We start from the raw sequence: 19,457 nt of genomic DNA, 5'->3' as shown, positions 1-19,457 counted from the left end.
TGTCATGCCGTCCAGTGTACCTTGCCGGCCGGTGAAAAGGTATCGCGAGACACAACGTATTCCAGCTTGCCGGTCCCAGACCGTTCAACGCATCCCATTGAGCATCGCGTCATGCAGGTCCAGGCGCTGCCAGAAATTTTGTTCGCCAGTACCGGCCGACAAAGGATAGCCATTGGGGATGGCGGTTTTGGCCATCAACGCCCGGCGTTGCGCGACGGTCATCCGAGGCAGCGGCGCCGCCAGTAGAATTTCCGCGCCTTCCGGCACTTTCACCGGACGGGCTTTGGCGTTCTTGTCCGCCGGTAAACCGTAGGTCATGGTATAGCGGTAAAAAACGGTCAGGCCCTTGCCGAAGTAGGGATCGGCCGCACCCTGATTTTTGGCGCACTCCGCCAGGGGCTCACCGCATTCTTTTGCCAGCGCGGCGCGCAGTTGCTGTTTGGCTTCGTCGAACAAGACCCGGTATTTGGGGTCGTTAAGGAAATGGGCGACGTTACGTTCGGCCACCATCCGCGAACCGATGATATCCAACGGATAGTGCACGCCCAAAATGATACGGGAATAGCCATAACGCGCGCCGCGATCCACCAGCGGCAGGAAACGTTCCGGGATCATCTCTCCCATCAGCAAGGCATCCGTATAGCCGGTGTTGGTATGTCCGCTGGGGAAAGACCCGCCGGTGGCGCCGTAGGGTTTATTGTCCTGTACCACCATATCGTCCGGCACCAGGTGGATCTGGTTGCCGGGCCGCAGGAAGGGCCGGGGATAATTAAAATGATCCTTGGCCGCGCCGGTGCTGATTTCCGTTTTTTTGATTAACGCGGCGGCCTTGTCGATCTCGCCGTTTTGATAAGCCGCCAGGAAGGCTTTACCAAGACGGGGGCCAAGGGCGTCGGCCAGGAAAAACAGGTAGCTCTGGCCTTCGGCATCCACCAGCGCCTGCTGCCGCTGTCCCTGGGTGGCGTCGCGATTGATCTGGGTAACAATGGCCAGGTTTCGCGCCAGAACGGCCGGCGACAGACTGGAAAAATCCTGCAGCAGCTCAATACCCGCCTGTTGATTCTGTTTGACATGGAAGTCGTATCCGGATTGCTTTAACCACTGCCAGTCCGCCAGCGTGTCCGATTGTTTCACCTTCTCAAGTTGCGAACGGGTCAACTGGGGGGCGCCGCCTTGCAGCGCCTTGCGCAACGCATTCTGAATATGCTGATCCAACTCGAGAAAATCGGCGTTGCGGCTATAAAACGTGGTGGTGTCGACCACATCGCCGATTCGGCCGGAGTCCATCACATTAACGGGACGCGCCCAGGCGGATGAAAACAGCATCGTGGCGCAGACGATGACCGAGGCAGAGGAATAGCGCATGTCGAATCCTTTGTTAGCGTAAATGGGGGTATTGGCAGGGGAAACGTCATAATGCCATTAAGCTAGGCCGCTTAGATGACAGTTTAATGTCGCCAGGATAACGCCGGAAACGGCGCCGGTCATCCGGTCAGAACTGGCGACCGGGCCGCGACCCGGCCGCGGCGGATTGTTGCCGTTGTCGTTGAATCTGGGACAATTCCTGCGGACGCATCAACTTCAGCGCCCCGGTCGGGCAGACTTCCACACAGGCCGGCCCCTGGTCGCGTTCACTGCAAATATCGCATTTATAGGCCGCGAAGCGATGACCGCCGCCATTGGACAGCGGAATATCGCGCAGGCCGATGACGCCGAACGGGCAGGCCAGGCTACAAGCCTTGCAACCGATGCAAAGCGATGCGCGAATCTCGACGCTGTCCGCGCCGTAGCGAATCGCCCCGGCGGGACAGACATTGGCGCAAGCGGCGTTTTCGCACTGACGGCACAGCACCGGCAACGTTATCTGGGCGGTTTTTACCACCGTTAGCCTGGGCGCGAATGCGTTCCCGGAAATATTGCCGTCGTCATGGGCCAGCGCGCAGGCAATTTCACATGTACGGCAACCAATGCATTGGCGGCTGTCGGCGATAACGAAGCTGTTCATAATGTCGCCGCCGTAGCGTCCCGCGCAAGATCTTTCAAATAGCAACTTATGCTTTCCGCCGCTTTCCGACCTTCGGCGATGGCGGTGACAATCAGGTCCGCGCCGCGGACGATATCGCCGCCGGCGAAAATTTTAGGATTACTGGTTTGCTGCGGATAGCCCGCCACCGCCGGCGCCACCACGCGCCCCTGTTTGTCCAGCACAACGTTATGATCCGCCAGCCAGGCCATGCGATGAGGCCGGAAACCGAACGCCAGAATCACCGCATCGGCGTTTATCCTCTGTTCCGAATCCGGGATCGGCACCGCCCGCCGGCGGCCCGCCGCATCCGGTTCGCCCATGGCGGTCCGAACGACGGCGACGCCGGTCACATGTCCCGACTCGTCAGTCTCAAAACGCAGCGGTTGCAGGTTGAACATGAATTCGGCGCCTTCTTCACGGGCGTTTTTCACCTCCCGTTTCGAACCCGGCATGTTTTGCTCGTCGCGGCGATAAGCGCAAATCACCCGGGCGGCGCCCTGGCGCAGTGACGTTCGCACGCAATCCATGGCGGTATCGCCGCCGCCCAGCACCAGCACGGTCTTGTTTTCCATGCTGACATAAGCACGGCCGTCGGTATCGGGATAGCCCATCAAATGCCGGGTGTTGGCGATAAGAAAAGGCAAGGCGTCGAACACGCCTTCGGCATTCTCATTGTCCAGGCCGGAGCGCATGGATTGGTAAGTGCCTACGCCGAGGAACAAGGCATCATATTCATCAAGCAGTTGTTCCATGGTAACGTCCCGGCCGATTTCAGTGTTAAGCCGAAACTCCACGCCCATGGCGGTAAAAATTTCCCGCCGGCGGACCATAATATGCTTGTCCAGCTTGAAGGCAGGGATCCCGAAAGTCAGCAGGCCGCCGATTTCCGGATAGCGATCGAAGACGACAGGTTGTATGCCGTTGCGGATTAATATATCGGCGCATCCCAGGCCGGCGGGACCGGCGCCAATCACCGCCACCCGCTTGCCAGTGGGGATGACCCGCGAAAGATCAGGTCGCCACCCGCTGGCGAAGGCGGTCTCGGTAATATAACGCTCAATATGACCGATGGTCACGGCGCCGTGCCGTTCATTGAGGGTACAGGCCTGTTCGCACAACCGATCTTGCGGGCAGACGCGGCCGCAGACTTCGGGCAGGCTGCTGGTGCTGTGACTCAGTTCGGCCGCTTCGATAAAGCGGCCCTGTTCGGCCAATGTAATCCATTGCGCAATGGCGTTGTGAAGCGGACAGGTCCATTGACAGAACGTTTGTTCGCCGCAATGCAGGCAACGCCCGGCCTGTTCGACGACCTGATCTTCACTAAAGGGCTGGTAAATTTCATCGAAACCGGTTTTCCGTTGTTCGAGGGGAATCTTCACCGCTTCCAGGCGCGGAGGACGGGGCAAGTCAAGTAAATTGACTGCCGGCGGTTGATTTCGGGCGGTCATCCGTCGAATCGGCGCCAGCCGGGGATCGGCATTCAAAGGGTAACCGGCGGGATCCTTGAGCGCCGCGGCCAGGCGTTTTTGCTGTTGACGAGCGCGAATCCGTTCGTCATCAACTAACTGCAACGCCTGGGTGGGACAAGCGGCCACACAGGCCGGATCGTATTGCCGATCGGCGCAGAGATCGCATTTTTGCGCTTCGGTGCGCTGATAGGCTTCGGCCAGGCGCTGGCTGGGCGGCTGGATGGTTTCGGTCACCACCGTAATCATCCCGAACGGGCAGGCGACCACACAGCTCTTGCAGCCGATGCAGAGCGTCTGATTGACCTGGATGGCGTCATGGTCGCGGGTGATGGCGCCGTTGGGGCAAACAGCGGCGCAGGGCGCATCCTCGCAATGATGGCAAGAGACGGCATAACTGGCTTTATTGCCTTTTATCACTTTAATCCGCGGTGCGAAAGCGTCGCGTTTATCGGGAAAATGCCCGTCGTGATGGCTGACGACGCAGGCCACTTCGCAACTGCGGCAACCGATGCAGGTTTCGGACTCTGCGACGATGAATTTATTCATAAGGCGTTACCTGCCGCGCTTGGGTTCCCCATCGCCGGGCGGTAAGGCCAATATGCGCTGAGGGAGAAATGAAGGAGCTTAATGCCTTACATTTATAATGGTTATTCTTCTCTCTCCGCAATGTTTTTTTCCTCTGAACGAGACGGCGGGCAGCAAGTTTGTGCAGACGGCGGGAGAAAGCGGTTTGCTATGGGGAAAACGCCCAAAGCCAGCCAGAGGTATGCGGAGGGGCGACCTGCTTTATGGCGCACATCGAAGGGTTAACTAACCCATGCAATGTTCCATCGATCACGACCGGTGACGTCCATTTTACTTGGCGAAATTTCTGAGTCCTAGGGTTACGCCGGCGTTTTTGTGCAAATGCCCTGGTTTTTCGGCGATTAGACAGTGATCCGTCGCAAATAAATGGTTATAGTTACTAACTATTTGTCACATGGCGATTTACACGCGGCGCCCTTTCCTACGAGAAAGCAGTACATGCCTGGTTCCACACCACAGCCCGCGGCCAGCGGATGGCGTCTTAATCTGCGCATCATCTCCGTGGTCATGTTCAATTTCGTCAATTATCTGACCATCGGTTTGCCGCTGGCGGTATTGCCGGGGTATGTGCATACCCATATGGGGTTTAGCGCATTCTGGGCCGGGCTGGTGATAAGCCTGCAATATCTGGCGACCCTGCTCAGCCGGCCCTGGGCCGGACGTTATGCCGACCGGGTCGGCGCCAAGCGGATCGTGGTATTGGGATTGTTCGGTTGCCTGTTAAGCGGCGCGGGCTACCTGTTATCGCTGCTGGTGGATGCCTGGCCGGCCATGGCGGCGCTGTGCGCTGGACGGGTTATCCTTGGCGTCGGACAAAGTTTCGTCGGCACCGGCGCGACCCTTTGGGGGGTCGGTGCCGTTGGGTCGTTGCATATCGGCCGGGTCATTTCCTGGAACGGCGTGGCCAGTTACGGCGCATTGGCGGTGGGCGCGCCGTTGGGCGTCGGGTTATATCAGCTCGGCGGACTGGCGCTGCTTTCGGGCGTTATCATCGCGGTGGCGGCGCTGGCCATTGCGGCGGCGCTGCCCAGGCCTCCGGTAAAGACCGCCGCCGGCAAGCAACTCCCCTTCAGCGCAGTGGTGGGCATTATCTGGCGATACGGATTGGTACTGGCGTTTGCTTCATGCGGTTTCGGCGTAATAGCCACGTTCATTACTCTGTTTTACAGCGCTCATCAATGGGAAGGCGCGGCTTTTGCCCTGACGCTGTTTAGCATCGCTTTCGTCGGCACCCGGCTGTTTTTTCCCAATAGCATTAACCGGTATGGCGGTCTGCGTGTTTGCCTATGCTGTTTTATCGTCGAAACCGTCGGGCTGCTGATGGTATGGCTCGCGACGGGGCCGGGGATGGCCGACCTGGGGGCCTTACTGACCGGCGCGGGTTTCTCGCTGGTTTTTCCCGCGCTAGGGGTAGTGGCGATGAAAGAAGTACCGCCGCAAAACCAGGGTAGCGCGCTGGCCACCTTCACGGCCTTTATGGATTTGTCGCTGGGTGTGGTGGGGCCGCTGGCCGGCATGTTGATAACCCATGCCGGCGTCGCGTCGATTTATCTGAGCGCCGCCTTGTTGGTGATGATGGGGCTGGTTATGACGCTGTCTTTGCAGCGTCGGTCCTTACGCAATCTGGCGTCCGGCCGGCGGGGGTGAGCCGCGGCGGCCCGTGGAGCGGGCAGCGGCGGCGACCGGACGGTCTATTTGATCGTGATGGTATTCAAGATTCCCTGCGCGGTTGTTTGCGCCTGCTGCTGGTTATCGGCCGGCAAGGTGACCTGCATGGTCATGAGATGGTTATCCACTTTACCGAACACCACGGAAGAGTATGCGGGTTTGCCGGCGCTGGAGACGATGCTGTCCAGTTGCTGCAACGGCGCGCCGTTGACGGTAACGGACTTATCGGAAATGACCTGTAAATCCGGATCGCGCGAGCGTTGCTGTTCTTCCATGCGCCGGGTGAATACGGCCAGCGGTTCGTCGCTATTGTCGCCGATGATCACGATCACCGCCCGATGTCCGGTTTTGTCGGCGTAAACGTGCATATTATTGGCTTGGGTACCCAACTGGCCGCTTTGGTCGCTCATGTAGTCGGGAAGGGCGAACGCCAGTTTCCCATCCATCAGCGAGACTTTATTGGTGGCCTGGGCGTGCGCCGCGCTATCGGCGGTTTTCTGGTCATTTTTGTTATCGCAACCCGCCAGACCGATAATCAGCATACCGATGCCCAGATATTTCACTACATTCCGCATAGATTTCCTCAATAACTCCATTTCAGCCGATCAGCCATCATACAATTTGAACACGACAGAAAACCATTAACGAAGTGTTAAAGGTTTTTTGCGAGCCATGTCAAATTCTTCCAATCATCATCCCGCGCATCCACCTTGGCCGGCAGATAATGATTTGCTATAAGAAACAATAGCATTCCCGTATATCGGTTGCGCACTTTCACCGTGATCTTATTATAACCCCGCGTCGCGGCCCACTCTTCTTGTGCCATCCATAATCGCCGGCCGATGCCCCGGCGGCGGTAAGCGGGCAGTACCCCGCCCAACCAATTGAAAAACAGCGCCGGCTCCAAGGCGTAGCCGGCCACAAGTCCCACCGGGCAGCCGTCCGCTTCCGCCAGCAGCAAATGATGCGGCTTATGCTGTAGGCGCATCTCCAATTCCAGCAGACCATGGTGAGTGTCATACTCGGGCAGCCGCGCATAAAGCGAATGGATTTCTTTGGCGCTGGCCGCGCGTAACAGGGTGGTCATGGCGTCTCCCGCGGACAATATTCCCATCGCCTTTCCCGCTGCCGCCGCGCGTAATATATAGGGTATAGCGCAATTCCGCCGCTAACTCAGTTGGAGAAATCCGGTTTCATGCGCGCGGCCGCATCTTTTCAATAACAGATTGAGAAGCATGCCATACATCGGTAGAAAGAAGATCAGGCTTATCAGTAATTTGAAAGTGTAGTCCACCGTGGCGATTTCCACCCAATTGACCGCCATAAAAACATTTGTGCTTTGGTAGAACGCGATAAAGAAAAACGCCATCGTATCGCTCAGGTTACCCAGCAAACTGGACCCCGTCGGCGCCACCCACCAGCGGCGGCCCTTACGCAGTCGGTTGAAAACATGCACATCCAGTATCTGTCCCAGGGCATAGGCCATAAAACTGGCGCAGGCGATACGCGCCACAACAAGATTAAAATGGCCCATGGCGGCCAGACCCTGCCACTGACCCTGGTAAAATAACGAAGAGACGCAGTAAGAAATCAGCAGGGCGGGCACCATAACCGTGAATATAATTCGTCGGGCCAGCGGCGCGCCGAACAGTCTCACCGTCAGGTCGGTGGCCAGAAAAATGAACGGAAAAGTAAAAGCGCCCCAAGTGGTTTGAAAACCGAAAATAGCTATCGGTAACTGAACCAGATAATTGCTGGAGGTGATAATGACGATATGGAACAAAGAGAGCCATATCAACGCGCTTAGGCGTTGGCGTAGCATGGATAAGTACATTTTGCGACCTTTTTGGCAATGGGGTGAGGGAACCCGGGACAATAAACGCGCCTTTTTTAGCACGCGGCGCGCATAATACCTGGTTACACTAATAATGCAACCGTGGTCAAGATGTTCGGCAATACCCCCCCTGTCGGCGGCACACGCCCGTTCCCGAGACGGGTGCCGCGTGCTTGCCGCCGCGATGCAACGCCAATGAGTTAGGATATATGAGTGATTAGGATATATGAGTGAGATGAAGCATAAGATGGACGTCCCGCCCGACCTTTTTGCCGGCGCGGATCACACGTTGGACGCCCAGGGCCTGCGTTGCCCCGAGCCGGTAATGATGGTGCGCAAGGCCGTTCGCGGTATGGTTTCCGGTCAAACACTGCTGATTATCGCCGATGATCCGGCCACTATCCGCGATATTCCCGGATTTTGCCGCTATATGGACCATATTTTGTTGGCGCAAATGACCGAAAACCCTCCCTACCGTTACTTGTTGCGCAAAGGCTAACCCATAAGGGCCCTGGTGGTTCAGGACGGGGAGGGGCCGTCGCGGATTTCAGATATAAAGCGATCGGACGATAAGAAAATGCCCGGCGAAGTAGCAGGCGGCAACCACCGCTCGCGATGCCCGGAAAGAATAACGGTAGTGGCTTATCAACCAGACGGCGGAGGCGACCAACAGCAATGCCGTCCCGGCCAACAGCGAAAAACCATGACTTGAGCGGTTGCCGAAATACTGCTCGCCGGCCACCCACACCATTATCAGGGTCATGGCCACATAGGTGCAAATAGGCCAACGTAACTCATGTAGCCGCGTCCAGACCGCCGTAAGCAGCAACGCGCCGATGATCAGTAGCGCGACCGGCAGCGGCCAGAAAATGCTGAACGTCATCTGGCTGGCGAAACCCAGCGTATACAGAAGATGGGATAAAAAATAGGCGCCGATGACATACATCATTCGTTCTTTAGGTAATAATGACAAGGTATCCGCCGCCAGCGTCGCCACCAGTCCGAGAAGAATCAGGTAACCGGTGGCGGTCATTACCGGCGCTTGTAGGGCGAGAACCAGCAGCAGCAGCAGCGTAACCGGCCTAAACAGCCAGCGTTGCCAGGCCGGACCGCGATAGGCGGCATCCACAAACAGCCAGCCGGAAAACACAACCGCGATAAAAGACCAGATCATTTTTTATCCTTAGTGTCGGTAATGGACGGATCCCGTAAATCCTTCGGGTCTGGTACGCCGGTGCCTGTCATCGTCCGGCCGCGGCTATGCGCCGGTATTAACGAAGATTGGCCAAGGATGGTGCGTCTCAACGGCGCTTCATGCTATGTTAGCGCCAGATTTTTTATATGCAAAACGCATTAACCCAGAATGAAGGGAGATAGCCGGGTTATGAGCAACGAACAGCCCCTGTATCGTATTCAGTTCATCAACAACGGGAAAAACTACCAGCTATTTGTGCGGGAACTGAGCCAAAGCCCGATGTTTGGATTTATCGAGATCGGCGATTTCGTTTTCCATAGCCATAGCACGGTCTTGGTGGATCCGAGCGAAGAAAAGCTCAAGACCGAATTTTCGGGCGTCACCCGCAGCTACATTCCCCTTCATTCGGTCATCCGTATCGACGTGGTAACCGAAAAGGGCAGCGCGCGTATCTCGGAACTTGGCGATAATGTCACGGTGCTGCCTTATCTACCGGGTAAGAAGCCTTGATATCCCTTGATAACCGTCCTTTGGGCGGGTGGGGATGGATTATCGGCGCTTAAGTTTTTTCTGCCAGGCCAGCATCTCGAAAACGCCGAACAGAAACATCCGGATTTGGAAAATTACCGAAAATTTCGGTTCGTCCCTGGTCAATGTGGCCTTGAGCAGGAACAATTGCAGCAAGTGCATGACCGCCATGAATATCAGGGCAACATCCAGGAAATATTTCAAAGGCTTCGGCGAGGGGCGCACGACATTGAGCAGCAGGAAGCCCCAGACGAGCAACATGAATAACCGGCCGATATTAATCCACATCTTAAAGCTCCTGTGAGGTATCCTGGCGGAAAAACAGTCGATAAGCCACCTGGCCGGCCGTTTTTTCCCGGTGGGGGCGCCAGGTGGGCGGCAAGGAGAGCGAGCGGTTTTCCGTTTCGGTTTCAATGTAAATCCAGGCCTGTGGCGCCAGCCAGCCATGCTGTTCCAGCAAACGCGCCGCGGGATCAAGCAGGTTCTGGCGAAAGGGCGGGTCGAGAAAGATCACATCATAGGGCGTTCCCGGACGGTCTAGCCAGCGCAGGCAGTCGGCGGCGATCACCTCGCCGTTGGCGGCTTCCAGCAACCGCAGATTTTTGTCCAGTTGCGCGGCCACCGCACGATCCCGCTCCAATAAAGTGGCTGAACCAGCGTAGCGGGACAGGGCCTCGAATCCCAGCGCGCCGCTGCCGGCGAAACAGTCCAGGCAGCGGGCGTCCCGGATAACGGGGGCCAGCCAATTAAACAACGTCTCCCGTACCCGATCGGTGGTGGGACGAAGTCCCGGACTGTCGGGAACCGGTAATTTGCGCCCGCGCCATCGTCCGCTTATCAAGCGGATATGCCCGGCGGGACGTGTGAGAGTATTTTTCGCCATGTATGCCTTGGGGTGCGCCGTTGCGGCCTGATGCCATGATGAAATCAGTATTGATGGCCGGCTATTCTACCGGCCCGGCGGACCGGGGGGAATGTTAATTCATCACAGATCGCCGACGGGGAGGGGGAAATCCCCGTGAGCACGTGTAGAGACGCCGGGAAAAGTGATAAACTCTTAAGTTTATCAGTCACGTTATGCAACCGCCAAGATGATGGAGCGGGGAGAGTGGTCGCAAATGGCAAAAGAGAAAAAGCGCGGTTTTTTGTCCTGGCTCGGCATTAACCGCCAAGACGACGAAACCCAAACGCCGCCGGAAGCGCCGTCGAAGGATGCGGCCGAACCCACCGCCGCCGGGGATGCGGCCGAACCCGTCGCCGGGGATGCGGCCGAACCCGTCGCCGGGGATGCGGCCGAACCCGTCGCCGGGGATGCGGCCGAACCCGTCGCCGGGGATGCGGCCGAACCCGTCGCCGGGGATGCGGCCGAACCCGTCGCCGGGGATGCGGCCGAACCCGTCGCCGGGGATGCGGCCGAACCCGCCGCCGGGGATACGGTCGAACCCGCCGCCGGGGATGCGGCCGAACCCGCCGCCGAGGCTATCGTAGCCGTCACCGAACAGGCGGCCCAACGACAGGCTGCCGGGACGGAGGGCGGCGAAGCGATGCCGACGCCGCCCTCCGTCCGGGACGACACGGATCCCGTCACGGCCGGGGACGTCGGGTTCGACTCTGACCACGTAGCCCCTTTGCCGTCGGATACCGGCCAACCACAACCGCCGTCCCCGCCGCGGCCCGGTCCGGCGCCGGCGGGTGAGCAACCGCCCGTCCCCGCGCCAGACAGCGAACCGATCCCCCCGGATAACATCGCGTCGACCGCCGTGCGGGGGGGCGACGCGGCCGCCGGGGAGCAAGAACGTCCCGCGCGCCAGGGATTTTTCGCCAGACTCAAACGCAGTCTGGTAAAAACCCGGCAAAATCTCGGATCCGGATTTATCGGATTGTTCCGCGGGAAAAAGATAGACGATGATCTGTTCGAACAATTGGAAGAGCAGTTGTTGATAGCCGACGTGGGCGTGGAAACCACCCGTAAAGTGATAGCGGGCCTGGTGGAGCACGCCGATCGCCGCCAGCTCAAGGACGCGGATGCGCTATACGGCAAACTGAAAGACCAAATGGCCGCTATTTTGTCCCGCGTGAGCCAGCCGCTGCGGGTCGACGGCAAGGTTCCGTTCGTTATCCTGATGGTCGGCGTCAATGGCGTCGGCAAAACCACCACCATCGGCAAGCTGGCCCGCCAGTTCCAGGCTGAGGGCAAGACGGTTATGCTGGCGGCCGGCGATACCTTCCGTGCGGCGGCGGTGGAGCAATTGCAGGTCTGGGGCGAACGTAATCACATCGCGGTGGTGGCGCAGCATACCGGCGCCGACTCCGCCTCGGTCATCTTCGACGCCATCCAGGCCGCCAGCGCGCGTGGCGTCGATGTCCTGATTGCCGACACCGCCGGTCGTCTGCAAAATAAAGGTCATCTGATGGACGAGTTGAAGAAGATTGTCCGGGTGATGAAAAAACTGGATCCGGAGGCGCCGCATGAAGTCATGCTTACGCTGGACGCCAGTACCGGCCAAAATGCCGTCAGCCAGGCGAAGCTATTCAATGAAGCGGTGGCGCTGACCGGCATTACGCTGACCAAACTGGACGGCACCGCCAAGGGGGGCGTGATTTTCGCCATCGCCGACCAATTCGGCATCCCCATCCGCTATATTGGCGTCGGCGAAGGGATAGAAGATTTACGGCCGTTTGATGCCGATGATTTTATTGAGGCGCTATTTGCCCGTGAGGATTGATTAGGATGATTCGCTTTGAACATGTCAGCAAAGCCTATCTCGGCGGACGACAAGCGCTGCAAAGCGTCAACTTTCATTTGCGTCCGGCCGAAATGGCCTTTCTGACTGGCCATTCGGGAGCGGGGAAAAGTACCCTGCTCAAATTAATTTGCGGTATTGAACGGCCTAGCGCGGGGCATATTTTTTTTGACGGACACGACATCAGCCGATTGAAAAACAGCGAGGTGCCTTTTTTGCGTCGCCAGATCGGCATGATTTTTCAGGATCACCACCTGCTGATGGAACGGACGATTTACGATAATGTGGCGATGCCCCTCGTTATCGCCGGCGCGAGCGGCGAGGATATCCGGCGCCGGGTTTCGGCGGCGCTGGATAAGGTCGGGTTGCTGGATAAAGCGCGCAATTTTCCCATCCAGCTCTCCGGCGGCGAACAGCAGCGGGTGGGCATCGCCCGTGCGGTGGTAAACAAGCCCGTGGTGTTATTGGCGGACGAACCAACCGGTAATCTCGACGACGCGTTGTCGGAAGATATCCTGCGTTTGTTCGAGGAATTCAACCGTGTCGGCGTGACGGTTTTGATGGCGACCCATGATTTGGGGCTTATCGCCCGACGGAACTATCGTATCATGTCATTGAATCAGGGACGGATGGCCGGGGGCGCCGATGGTGAATAAACTTAACCGGCCGCGGGCGGCCCGCGACGCCAAAGCGGCAAAAAGCAAGGCATTGCGCGGCGGCCGGCGTGAACAATGGGCTTATGCCTGGAGCAATACCCTGGGGGACCTGCGGCGTCAGCCGTTAGCGACTCTACTAACGGTGATGGTTATTGCCATCTCGTTGACCTTGCCCAGCGTATGCTATCTGGTATGGAAAAACGTCAGCCAGGCGGCCGAGCAGTGGTATCCGGCGCCGCAACTGACGGTGTACCTGGATAAAACCCTGGACGACAATGCCGCGCTGAAAGTATTGGACCGCTTAAAGCAGGAGGCGGGCGTCGAAAAGGTGAATTATCTCTCCCGCGAGGAGGCCATGGGCGAGTTTCGCAACTGGTCCGGATTCGGCGGCGCGCTGGACATGCTGGAGCAAAACCCGCTGCCGGCGGTGGCGATTATCACGCCGAAACTGGATTTTCAAAGCGCGGATACCTTGAAAACCCTCAGGGATCGGGTCGCCGCGGTGCCCGGCGTCGACGAAGTCCGCATGGACGACAGTTGGTTCGCCCGTCTGGCGGCGCTGACCGGACTGGTGGGGCAAATTTCGGCAACTATCGGCCTATTAATGATCATTGCCGTTTTCCTGGTCATCGGCAATAGTATCCGTCTGAGCATCTTCAGCCGTCGGGATACCATCAACGTCATGAAACTGCTCGGCGCCACCGACGGATTCATTTTGCGGCCGTTTTTGAACGGCGGCGCGATGCTGGGGCTGTGCGGCGCGCTGGTATCGTTGATCTTGTCCGAAACGCTGGTATGGCGGCTGGGTTCGGTCGTGGCCAATGTGGCGGCGGTCTTTGGCACCACGTTCGTCATCCGCGGTTTTAACTGGATGGAGGTCGTGTTGCTGCTACTGGTCTCCGCCATGATAGGCTGGCTGGCGGCCTGGCTGGCGACGGTGCAACATTTACGCCGATTTACACCGCAATAGGGCGATCTTTTGTTATACTTGTTCATCGAACATTTCGACCGCACGGGCTGATCAGCGTTTTTTATTCCCTGAACTAAGATACAACGTGCCGGTCTTAAACTCTGGGTAATTCGAGTCGCATCACGGCGGCAAGCGCGCGACAAATTCGTCGGGAACGATTTAAACCGCCAGCGGTGGGCCTCCGGTAAGAATGATAATGCCCCGCATGCCTCCCAGGCGCATAGCCGACTAAGCGACGGGGCGACCGAGCGCGGCCACCAATGAGGCGGCTTGAAATATGGCGAGTAGAGTATCGGCTGTACAGTCACGGCATGCGGCCTTAGAGGCCATGCCTTGCGACAGCGGCAGAGAATTTAGCGAGAGGTCTTGAATGATCAAAGATATGCAAGCTTTAGCCCTGATACCCCAAGGCAGTCTGGAAGCCTATATCCGGGCGGCCAACGCCTATCCGATGTTGACGGCGGAGGAAGAGCAGTCTCTGGCTGAACGGTTGCATTATCAGGGCGATTTGGAAGCGGCCAAGAAACTTATTCTTTCCCATCTGCGTTTCGTCGTGCATATTGCCCGGAGCTACTCCGGCTACGGCTTGCCGCAGGCGGACCTGATCCAGGAAGGCAATATCGGTTTGATGAAAGCCGTGCGCCGTTTCAACCCCGAAGTGGGGGTCCGTCTGGTGTCTTTCGCGGTGCATTGGATCAAGGCCGAAATCCACGAGTACGTTTTGCGCAACTGGCGCATCGTCAAAGTGGCCACCACCAAAGCCCAGCGCAAGCTGTTTTTCAACCTGCGTAAGACCAAACAACGGCTGGGCTGGTTCAATCAGGATGAAGTGGAAATGGTGGCCAAGGAACTTGGCGTTACCAGCAAAGACGTGCGTGAAATGGAATCGCGGATGGCTGCCCAGGATATGACATTCGATCCGACGCCGGAAGAAGAAGCGCGTGAGGGCCAGCCGATGGCGCCGATGCTTTATCTTCAGGACAAGTCGTCCGATTTCGCCGACGGCATCGAGGAAGATAATTGGGATGATCATGCCGCCGACAAGCTTAGCGCAGCGCTGGAAGGCCTGGATGAACGGAGTCAGCATATTATTCGCGCCCGTTGGCTGGATGACGACAATAAATCCACTTTGCAGGAATTGGCCGATCATTATGGCGTTTCGGCAGAACGGGTGCGTCAACTGGAAAAGAACGCCATGAAGAAAATGCGGCTGGCGATCGAATCCTGACATGTCCTTTCCCCTTGAAAAAGCCGGCCAAAGACCGGCTTTTTTATAGGCGGAATTCCCCACCCGAAAAAACATTATGATGAAAAGTTGCCTTCCTCTTCATTATTCTCAGTCACCTATTTATGTCAGCTAATGGCGATGCGATGTATCGCCGACTTCCCACCGTATAGAGTAAATTAAGAGTATAAACGGTTATTAATTAGATGAATTCCTTCGAACAAATAGCGCTTTACCTGCGTAAATATCACTGTTATTTTACTTACCGAGTCTGCGGAAGTATTTTCAATATTCCTTAATTCTAAAGAATTATAATACATACTTTATACTCTAGATAATTCAAGTTGCATCACGGCGTCACGCGAGTGACCAATATCTTGGTAACGAATTTGTCTCCCCTATGCCGCCGCGATCTTAAGTGAATTATTTATAGTATAAATATAATTATCTCTTCAATATATGTTGCAGCAATTTAGATATATCCATATTGTCATTTCATTAAATTCAACGGAGAGGCATCATGCACCATATACAATTTTTGAATTCTTTTCCGCAACATTATTCTTTACCTTTAAACCTCTATGGCGGGAATGTTCATTCCGGCAATTGCCACCCGCCGGGGGAGATTCCCGTTTTTTCTCGCCAGCATGCCGCCGGTCCGGGCGGTAATCCGGGTCACGGTTGCCCTATCGCGGCTATGGCCAATCGAATGCCGGCGCCAACCCATATCAGCAATCTGGTCATCGGTATGGGGTCCACCATGCCCTCCTTGATGACATTAATGCCCTCGCAGATACTGCTGCCCGTCATGGCTCACGCCGTGTTGCCATCGCACTGCTCCGCAACTATGCCGCATCCGTCTGCTTGCGCCCGCCAACGCATGTTTTGCGATGGCCCTCCCCAACGCGGACATGGGTGTCAGGCGGCTCCTCAACGTCACCCGATTCCCGTGCGCGATCCGGATGCCGGACATGATGGCCCCGCGAATGCTTGCCATAAGGCGCCATCCGTACCGCCGCTTACCAGACCAACACCCGCCGCCGATTGTTATGACATTGAAAATGACGACGGGGATAGCCAGTCGGAGAGCGCCTACTACGCCGTCCCGGCTCCCGATGGCAATGGACAAAAAGAAACGCCCGAGCAAGTACATATTGTGCCCGGGTATGACGTACCGGTTAGAGCATGGTCTCCCTCCCCTGACGTGTTCGATGAGGAAAAAGCGCTCTGCGACGCTTACCCCGTCCAGCCCGGTCAAGAGAGTTCCCAACCGCTGACGATGGAACCCGCGGCGAAAAGTAACGAAAACGCGACCGCTTGAGACGACGCGAGACGCATTCGGCGGCAGTTCCACCGCGAACGCCACGCAAATGCCACTGTCGGCGTAGTCCATGACGCGACAGTAACTTCATTAAAATCATTGCATATTTTATACAAAAATGGCATATTTTATACAATATGCCATTTTGCGGATTTTGCCGTCTTGTCCAGGGAAAGGGGCAATCCCTTTGCTGAGTGACCGGCATCCGGAACTTCGCCGATAGCCGACCGTTCACGGCGTTTGACCAGCTCAGTCATATCATACCCGTGGCCGGATGCCGAACGCCATTGCCTTATTCATCTTCGCGAGAAACGGAAATTACCCTATGTCCTTTGTGATGCCCATTGGCGGCGCCGATACGCCGGAACCCATGTCCTTGCCGGAAATCGTTTATCGCAAATTGCGCGATGCCATTCTCAATGGCGTTTACCCCCCGGGAGCCATGCTGCGCCAGGAAGAGGTCGCCGCATTGCTGGGCGTCAGTCGTAACCCATTGCGCGAGGCCCTGCCCAGGTTGGAATCGGAGGGCGTGGTCGTGCTGTATCCCCGGCGTGGTTATGCGGTCGTCAAACTGGATCCCGCCGAGATAGTCAATGTTTTTGATTTACGCATTCTGTTGGAAACGGAACTGGCCGGACGTTCGGTAAAGTCGAAAACGCACACTGATGAGCAACAGGTGCAAGCTATTCTGGACGAGATGGCCTCACTGGCCGAGCAGGCGGAAACCGCCGACAGGGTCCGCTGGTTCGATTTAAATCTGCGCTTTCATGATGCACTGCTGTCGCCGGCCCATTGTCCCCACCATATGAAAGCCCTGGCGCAATCCCGCGGCGTGCTGGAGGCCTATATTCGGGCCGAGGTGCGGCTGACGGGCGACCTGGCCCAGGCCCAGACGGAACACACCCGCATGGCCCAGGCTTTTTACGCCGGTCAGGGAGAATCGCTGATTCGTTTGACACGGGAACATTCCGAACACACTCGGGATCGTTTATTGCGCGGGCTGGCGCGCTAGCCGGCATTTCGTCGCGCCCCCTTCCGGCAGTAAGGGAATGCCGGTAGATTCATTCGCACCGGGTTGCCACAGGGTTCCCCAGCCGGCCTATAGGCAGGATCTCAATATCGACCTGATCGCCGTGGGTCAGAAATTTCGGCGGATTGAAGCCGATGCCGACTCCGGCGCATGTCCCGGTGGCGATGATATCGCCGCTTTCCAGCGACATGGTCCGACTAAGGGTCTCAATTAGGGTGGGAATATCAAAGAGTAAATCCGCCACGCTGGCGTTCTGCCTGAGCTCGCCGTTGACCCAGGTCCTCAGTTGCAATTGTTCGGGCGAGGGTATCTCATCGGCTGTGACCAGCGCCGGACCCATAGGGCAATAACCATCAAGGCTCTTTCCCAAAAACCACTGTCTGTGAGCCTGTTGCAGGGTGCGCGCCGTCACATCGTTGATAATGGTATAGCCGAAAACATGGGCCATGGCTTCGGCGCGTGCAATATGACGACCCCCCCGGCCAATCACTACCGCCAGCTCGCCTTCGTAATCGGTGGAGTCGCTATAGTCGAGATAGGCCGGGATTGTCATGCCGGGACCTATCACACTTGACGGCGCTTTGGTAAATATCACCGGCAACGCCGGCGTATTTTCGTTGGCGCTGGCATCAAAACCACTGGCCTGAAATTCTTTGGCATGTTCGCGATAGTTTTTCCCTACGCAAAAAATATTGCGCGCCGGGCGAGGAATCGGCGCCAGCAGTTGGACCCGATCCCGCTCCACCCAACCAACGGGATCTGCCTCTGGTTCCCGGCCCATCGCGGATGATTGGATAAAGGCCAGCATATCGCCGCCGGCCGGGCCGCTGAATGGCTCTATGGCGGTATTGGCGGCGTTCAGCCGGCCGATCCGCACAATCCCCTCCCACACAAAACTGACTAATTTCATGTTTGGCTCCCCTGTGAATGGCGCTTGGTCAAGTCACAACAAAGCCTAATCTGGACTGAACCAATCTACAACCAATTTATAAATTGGAGTATTATTTGCGCTGATTGGCGGCAATAAAAAAGAGGGATGAGGGATCTTTGGCGCTGATGGTTACGGATATGATAAGCTCAGGAGCATTTCCGGTCATCGTAGGTTCTGGCCAATACCCACCCTAATTTGCGTCGGTATTCCCGCCTGTTTTTGCGGGGCCGGCAACCGGCCTTGAAGGAGATCGCGTCATGAAGCCCGCTGCGCAAGCGCAACCGACCTTATCCGCGGCGCCGGGAGCCGTCAAACCGAATCCCGCGTCGCATGCCCTTGCCGCGCGGATCAAATCCCATCTCGCACAATTAAAGCTGGCAAACGGGGACCGGCTTCCTCCCGAGCGGGAATTGGCCCAAGCGCTGGGCGTAACCCGGTCAATTCTGCGGCGGGGGCTTAAGCGGCTTGATGCCGAGGGGTTTTTATGGCGGCATGTGGGCAAGGGGACTTTTATCGGTCCGGCCCCTATCGGCGCGGATTCTCTTAGCGCCGGCATGGACAGCTATATGAATCCCCATGATTTGATGGAGGTTCGGGTGTTTCTGGAACCGCCGGCGGTGGGCTTGGCCGCCCTCCGTGCCACCCCTGCCGAGCTGAGCGAGATTCAGCGTTGTCTGGATGCTTCGTTAACGGCCGCCACGGCGCTGGAATATGAACATTGGGACGGTTGCCTGCACCGGGCGATGATCAAAAGCACCAAAAATATGTTGCTGGTGAAAATTGGCGAATTATTCGAATCGGCGCGGGATGAACGCGTATGGGGCAAACTCAAGGAACGTTCTTCCAGCGTCGAACGGCGCGAGCATTACAGCCGGCAACACCGGGCCATCGTGGCGGCGCTGCGCGATCGTAACCGCGGTGATGCCGAAACGATCATGCGGGAACATTTACTGGATGTGCAAAAGGATCTGCTGCGTGTCAGCGGCCGGGAATAACAGCCGGATATCCCGGTTTGGGCGCCCTGATTCCCCTGGGGTCGTGCAATTGAAATGAACCCAATTCAAACCAATACAGGCATGTTAGCGCTTTGGGTTATGATCCCACCCTGTTTTCCGCCGTTATTCCGCCAAACCAGCAACCCATCGCGTGTCGTATTAAGGATTGTCACTCAACGGCGGGGGGTGACCATCCAGGCAATCGGTAGGTATTCAGGTCATAAGTGTGGGTTATGAATAACGAGTCATGGGCAGTGGAACACTCACCCTGTTTCCGGCC

At 57.1% G+C, this 19,457-nt stretch carries 20 protein-coding genes; 10 read left to right on the top strand and 10 right to left on the bottom strand.

Features of this window, described 5'->3' with window-relative positions:
- Positions 1 to 84: 84 nt before the first annotated feature.
- From FCN80_RS07000 to aegA, 3 genes are all read right to left on the bottom strand, one after another.
- A complete protein-coding gene (locus FCN80_RS07000) occupies positions 85 to 1,365 on the bottom strand; it encodes an acid phosphatase (protein ID WP_136989375.1) in 1,281 nt (426 codons plus the stop codon).
- Between the two features lie 127 nt (positions 1,366 to 1,492).
- Complete coding sequence (locus FCN80_RS06995) at positions 1,493 to 2,005, bottom strand: 4Fe-4S dicluster domain-containing protein (RefSeq protein WP_136989373.1); 513 nt, start codon at positions 2,003 to 2,005, stop codon at positions 1,493 to 1,495.
- A complete protein-coding gene (aegA, locus tag FCN80_RS06990; protein ID WP_136989371.1) occupies positions 2,002 to 4,041 on the bottom strand; it encodes a formate-dependent uric acid utilization protein AegA in 2,040 nt (679 codons plus the stop codon). The genes FCN80_RS06995 and aegA overlap by 4 nt, the downstream gene beginning before the upstream one ends.
- Positions 4,042 to 4,518: 477 nt before the next feature.
- Between aegA and FCN80_RS06985 the strand changes: the two genes are divergently transcribed.
- Positions 4,519 to 5,727, top strand: coding sequence for an MFS transporter (locus tag FCN80_RS06985; protein ID WP_136989370.1), 1,209 nt, complete (start codon positions 4,519 to 4,521; stop codon positions 5,725 to 5,727).
- A gap of 44 nt (positions 5,728 to 5,771) precedes the next feature.
- On the opposite strand, the gene FCN80_RS06980 is transcribed toward FCN80_RS06985, so the two are convergent.
- The 3 genes from FCN80_RS06980 to FCN80_RS06970 form a co-directional block, all read right to left on the bottom strand.
- Positions 5,772 to 6,323: a DcrB family lipoprotein gene (locus FCN80_RS06980; RefSeq protein WP_136989368.1), complete on the bottom strand. Its 552-nt coding sequence runs from the start codon at positions 6,321 to 6,323 to the stop codon at positions 5,772 to 5,774.
- Positions 6,324 to 6,400: 77 nt separating this feature from the next.
- On the bottom strand, positions 6,401 to 6,862 hold the full coding sequence (locus FCN80_RS06975; protein WP_136989366.1) for a GNAT family N-acetyltransferase: 462 nt from the start codon (positions 6,860 to 6,862) through the stop codon (positions 6,401 to 6,403).
- Positions 6,863 to 6,916: 54 nt separating this feature from the next.
- On the bottom strand, positions 6,917 to 7,570 hold the full coding sequence (locus FCN80_RS06970) for a 7-cyano-7-deazaguanine/7-aminomethyl-7-deazaguanine transporter (RefSeq protein ID WP_230492537.1): 654 nt from the start codon (positions 7,568 to 7,570) through the stop codon (positions 6,917 to 6,919).
- A gap of 238 nt (positions 7,571 to 7,808) precedes the next feature.
- Between FCN80_RS06970 and tusA the strand changes: the two genes are divergently transcribed.
- Positions 7,809 to 8,081: a sulfurtransferase TusA gene (gene tusA / locus FCN80_RS06965; protein ID WP_230492536.1), complete on the top strand. Its 273-nt coding sequence runs from the start codon at positions 7,809 to 7,811 to the stop codon at positions 8,079 to 8,081.
- 48 nt (positions 8,082 to 8,129) lie between these two features.
- On the opposite strand, the gene FCN80_RS06960 is transcribed toward tusA, so the two are convergent.
- A complete protein-coding gene (locus FCN80_RS06960) occupies positions 8,130 to 8,756 on the bottom strand; it encodes a lysoplasmalogenase (RefSeq protein WP_136989363.1) in 627 nt (208 codons plus the stop codon).
- A 210-nt stretch (positions 8,757 to 8,966) separates the two neighbouring features.
- On the opposite strand from FCN80_RS06960, the gene FCN80_RS06955 reads away from it, so the two are divergent.
- A complete protein-coding gene (locus tag FCN80_RS06955) occupies positions 8,967 to 9,287 on the top strand; it encodes a DUF1820 family protein (protein WP_136989361.1) in 321 nt (106 codons plus the stop codon).
- A gap of 39 nt (positions 9,288 to 9,326) precedes the next feature.
- Here FCN80_RS06955 and FCN80_RS06950 read toward each other — a convergent pair whose 3' ends face one another.
- A complete protein-coding gene (locus tag FCN80_RS06950; RefSeq protein ID WP_136989359.1) occupies positions 9,327 to 9,593 on the bottom strand; it encodes a DUF1145 family protein in 267 nt (88 codons plus the stop codon).
- Between the two features lies 1 nt (position 9,594).
- Complete coding sequence (gene rsmD / locus FCN80_RS06945) at positions 9,595 to 10,188, bottom strand: 16S rRNA (guanine(966)-N(2))-methyltransferase (protein WP_136989357.1); 594 nt, start codon at positions 10,186 to 10,188, stop codon at positions 9,595 to 9,597.
- Between the two features lie 235 nt (positions 10,189 to 10,423).
- Between rsmD and ftsY the strand changes: the two genes are divergently transcribed.
- The 6 genes from ftsY (at position 10,424) to FCN80_RS06915 (ending at position 17,233) form a co-directional block, all read left to right on the top strand.
- A complete protein-coding gene (gene ftsY, locus FCN80_RS06940) occupies positions 10,424 to 12,031 on the top strand; it encodes a signal recognition particle-docking protein FtsY (RefSeq protein WP_136989355.1) in 1,608 nt (535 codons plus the stop codon).
- Between the two features lie 5 nt (positions 12,032 to 12,036).
- The gene (gene ftsE, locus FCN80_RS06935) at positions 12,037 to 12,705 is read left to right on the top strand and encodes a cell division ATP-binding protein FtsE (protein ID WP_136989353.1); all 669 of its coding nucleotides are present in this window, start codon (positions 12,037 to 12,039) and stop codon (positions 12,703 to 12,705) included.
- Positions 12,695 to 13,675, top strand: coding sequence for a permease-like cell division protein FtsX (gene ftsX / locus FCN80_RS06930; RefSeq protein WP_136989351.1), 981 nt, complete (start codon positions 12,695 to 12,697; stop codon positions 13,673 to 13,675). Before ftsE ends, ftsX begins: the two co-directional genes overlap by 11 nt.
- A gap of 382 nt (positions 13,676 to 14,057) precedes the next feature.
- On the top strand, positions 14,058 to 14,903 hold the full coding sequence (gene rpoH / locus FCN80_RS06925; protein WP_306767854.1) for an RNA polymerase sigma factor RpoH: 846 nt from the start codon (positions 14,058 to 14,060) through the stop codon (positions 14,901 to 14,903).
- Between the two features lie 517 nt (positions 14,904 to 15,420).
- A complete protein-coding gene (locus FCN80_RS06920; RefSeq protein ID WP_136989347.1) occupies positions 15,421 to 16,221 on the top strand; it encodes a hypothetical protein in 801 nt (266 codons plus the stop codon).
- A 325-nt stretch (positions 16,222 to 16,546) separates the two neighbouring features.
- Positions 16,547 to 17,233: a GntR family transcriptional regulator gene (locus tag FCN80_RS06915; RefSeq protein ID WP_170975331.1), complete on the top strand. Its 687-nt coding sequence runs from the start codon at positions 16,547 to 16,549 to the stop codon at positions 17,231 to 17,233.
- A gap of 49 nt (positions 17,234 to 17,282) precedes the next feature.
- Here FCN80_RS06915 and FCN80_RS06910 read toward each other — a convergent pair whose 3' ends face one another.
- Positions 17,283 to 18,161, bottom strand: coding sequence for a fumarylacetoacetate hydrolase family protein (locus FCN80_RS06910; RefSeq protein ID WP_136989344.1), 879 nt, complete (start codon positions 18,159 to 18,161; stop codon positions 17,283 to 17,285).
- A 278-nt stretch (positions 18,162 to 18,439) separates the two neighbouring features.
- On the opposite strand from FCN80_RS06910, the gene FCN80_RS06905 reads away from it, so the two are divergent.
- Positions 18,440 to 19,177, top strand: a complete 738-nt coding sequence (locus FCN80_RS06905) for a FadR/GntR family transcriptional regulator (protein WP_136989342.1) — start codon at positions 18,440 to 18,442, stop codon at positions 19,175 to 19,177.
- Positions 19,178 to 19,457 lie beyond the last annotated feature (280 nt).

Source organism: Martelella alba (genome assembly GCF_005217455.1).
Classification (GTDB): Bacteria; Pseudomonadota; Gammaproteobacteria; order Enterobacterales; family Enterobacteriaceae; genus Acerihabitans.
This window is presented reverse-complemented; position numbering and strand designations above follow the sequence as displayed.

Bases quoted from the DNA above. Each gene is read 5' to 3' on its own strand.
- FCN80_RS06915 (WP_170975331.1), top strand. From the start codon at position 16,547: ATGTCCTTTGTGATGCCCATTGGCGGCGCCGATACGCCGGAACCCATG.
- ftsY (WP_136989355.1), top strand. From the start codon at position 10,424: ATGGCAAAAGAGAAAAAGCGCGGTTTTTTGTCCTGGCTCGGCATTAAC.
- FCN80_RS06920 (WP_136989347.1), top strand. From the start codon at position 15,421: ATGCACCATATACAATTTTTGAATTCTTTTCCGCAACATTATTCTTTA.
- tusA (WP_230492536.1), top strand. From the start codon at position 7,809: ATGAGTGAGATGAAGCATAAGATGGACGTCCCGCCCGACCTTTTTGCC.
- aegA (WP_136989371.1), bottom strand. From the start codon at position 4,041: ATGAATAAATTCATCGTCGCAGAGTCCGAAACCTGCATCGGTTGCCGC.
- FCN80_RS06955 (WP_136989361.1), top strand. From the start codon at position 8,967: ATGAGCAACGAACAGCCCCTGTATCGTATTCAGTTCATCAACAACGGG.
- FCN80_RS06910 (WP_136989344.1), bottom strand. From the start codon at position 18,161: ATGAAATTAGTCAGTTTTGTGTGGGAGGGGATTGTGCGGATCGGCCGG.
- FCN80_RS06980 (WP_136989368.1), bottom strand. From the start codon at position 6,323: ATGCGGAATGTAGTGAAATATCTGGGCATCGGTATGCTGATTATCGGT.
- FCN80_RS06995 (WP_136989373.1), bottom strand. From the start codon at position 2,005: ATGAACAGCTTCGTTATCGCCGACAGCCGCCAATGCATTGGTTGCCGT.
- FCN80_RS06905 (WP_136989342.1), top strand. From the start codon at position 18,440: ATGAAGCCCGCTGCGCAAGCGCAACCGACCTTATCCGCGGCGCCGGGA.
- rsmD (WP_136989357.1), bottom strand. From the start codon at position 10,188: ATGGCGAAAAATACTCTCACACGTCCCGCCGGGCATATCCGCTTGATA.
- FCN80_RS06960 (WP_136989363.1), bottom strand. From the start codon at position 8,756: ATGATCTGGTCTTTTATCGCGGTTGTGTTTTCCGGCTGGCTGTTTGTG.
- FCN80_RS06970 (WP_230492537.1), bottom strand. From the start codon at position 7,570: ATGCTACGCCAACGCCTAAGCGCGTTGATATGGCTCTCTTTGTTCCAT.
- FCN80_RS07000 (WP_136989375.1), bottom strand. From the start codon at position 1,365: ATGCGCTATTCCTCTGCCTCGGTCATCGTCTGCGCCACGATGCTGTTT.
- FCN80_RS06950 (WP_136989359.1), bottom strand. From the start codon at position 9,593: ATGTGGATTAATATCGGCCGGTTATTCATGTTGCTCGTCTGGGGCTTC.
- ftsX (WP_136989351.1), top strand. From the start codon at position 12,695: ATGGTGAATAAACTTAACCGGCCGCGGGCGGCCCGCGACGCCAAAGCG.
- FCN80_RS06975 (WP_136989366.1), bottom strand. From the start codon at position 6,862: ATGGGAATATTGTCCGCGGGAGACGCCATGACCACCCTGTTACGCGCG.
- FCN80_RS06985 (WP_136989370.1), top strand. From the start codon at position 4,519: ATGCCTGGTTCCACACCACAGCCCGCGGCCAGCGGATGGCGTCTTAAT.
- ftsE (WP_136989353.1), top strand. From the start codon at position 12,037: ATGATTCGCTTTGAACATGTCAGCAAAGCCTATCTCGGCGGACGACAA.
- rpoH (WP_306767854.1), top strand. From the start codon at position 14,058: ATGCAAGCTTTAGCCCTGATACCCCAAGGCAGTCTGGAAGCCTATATC.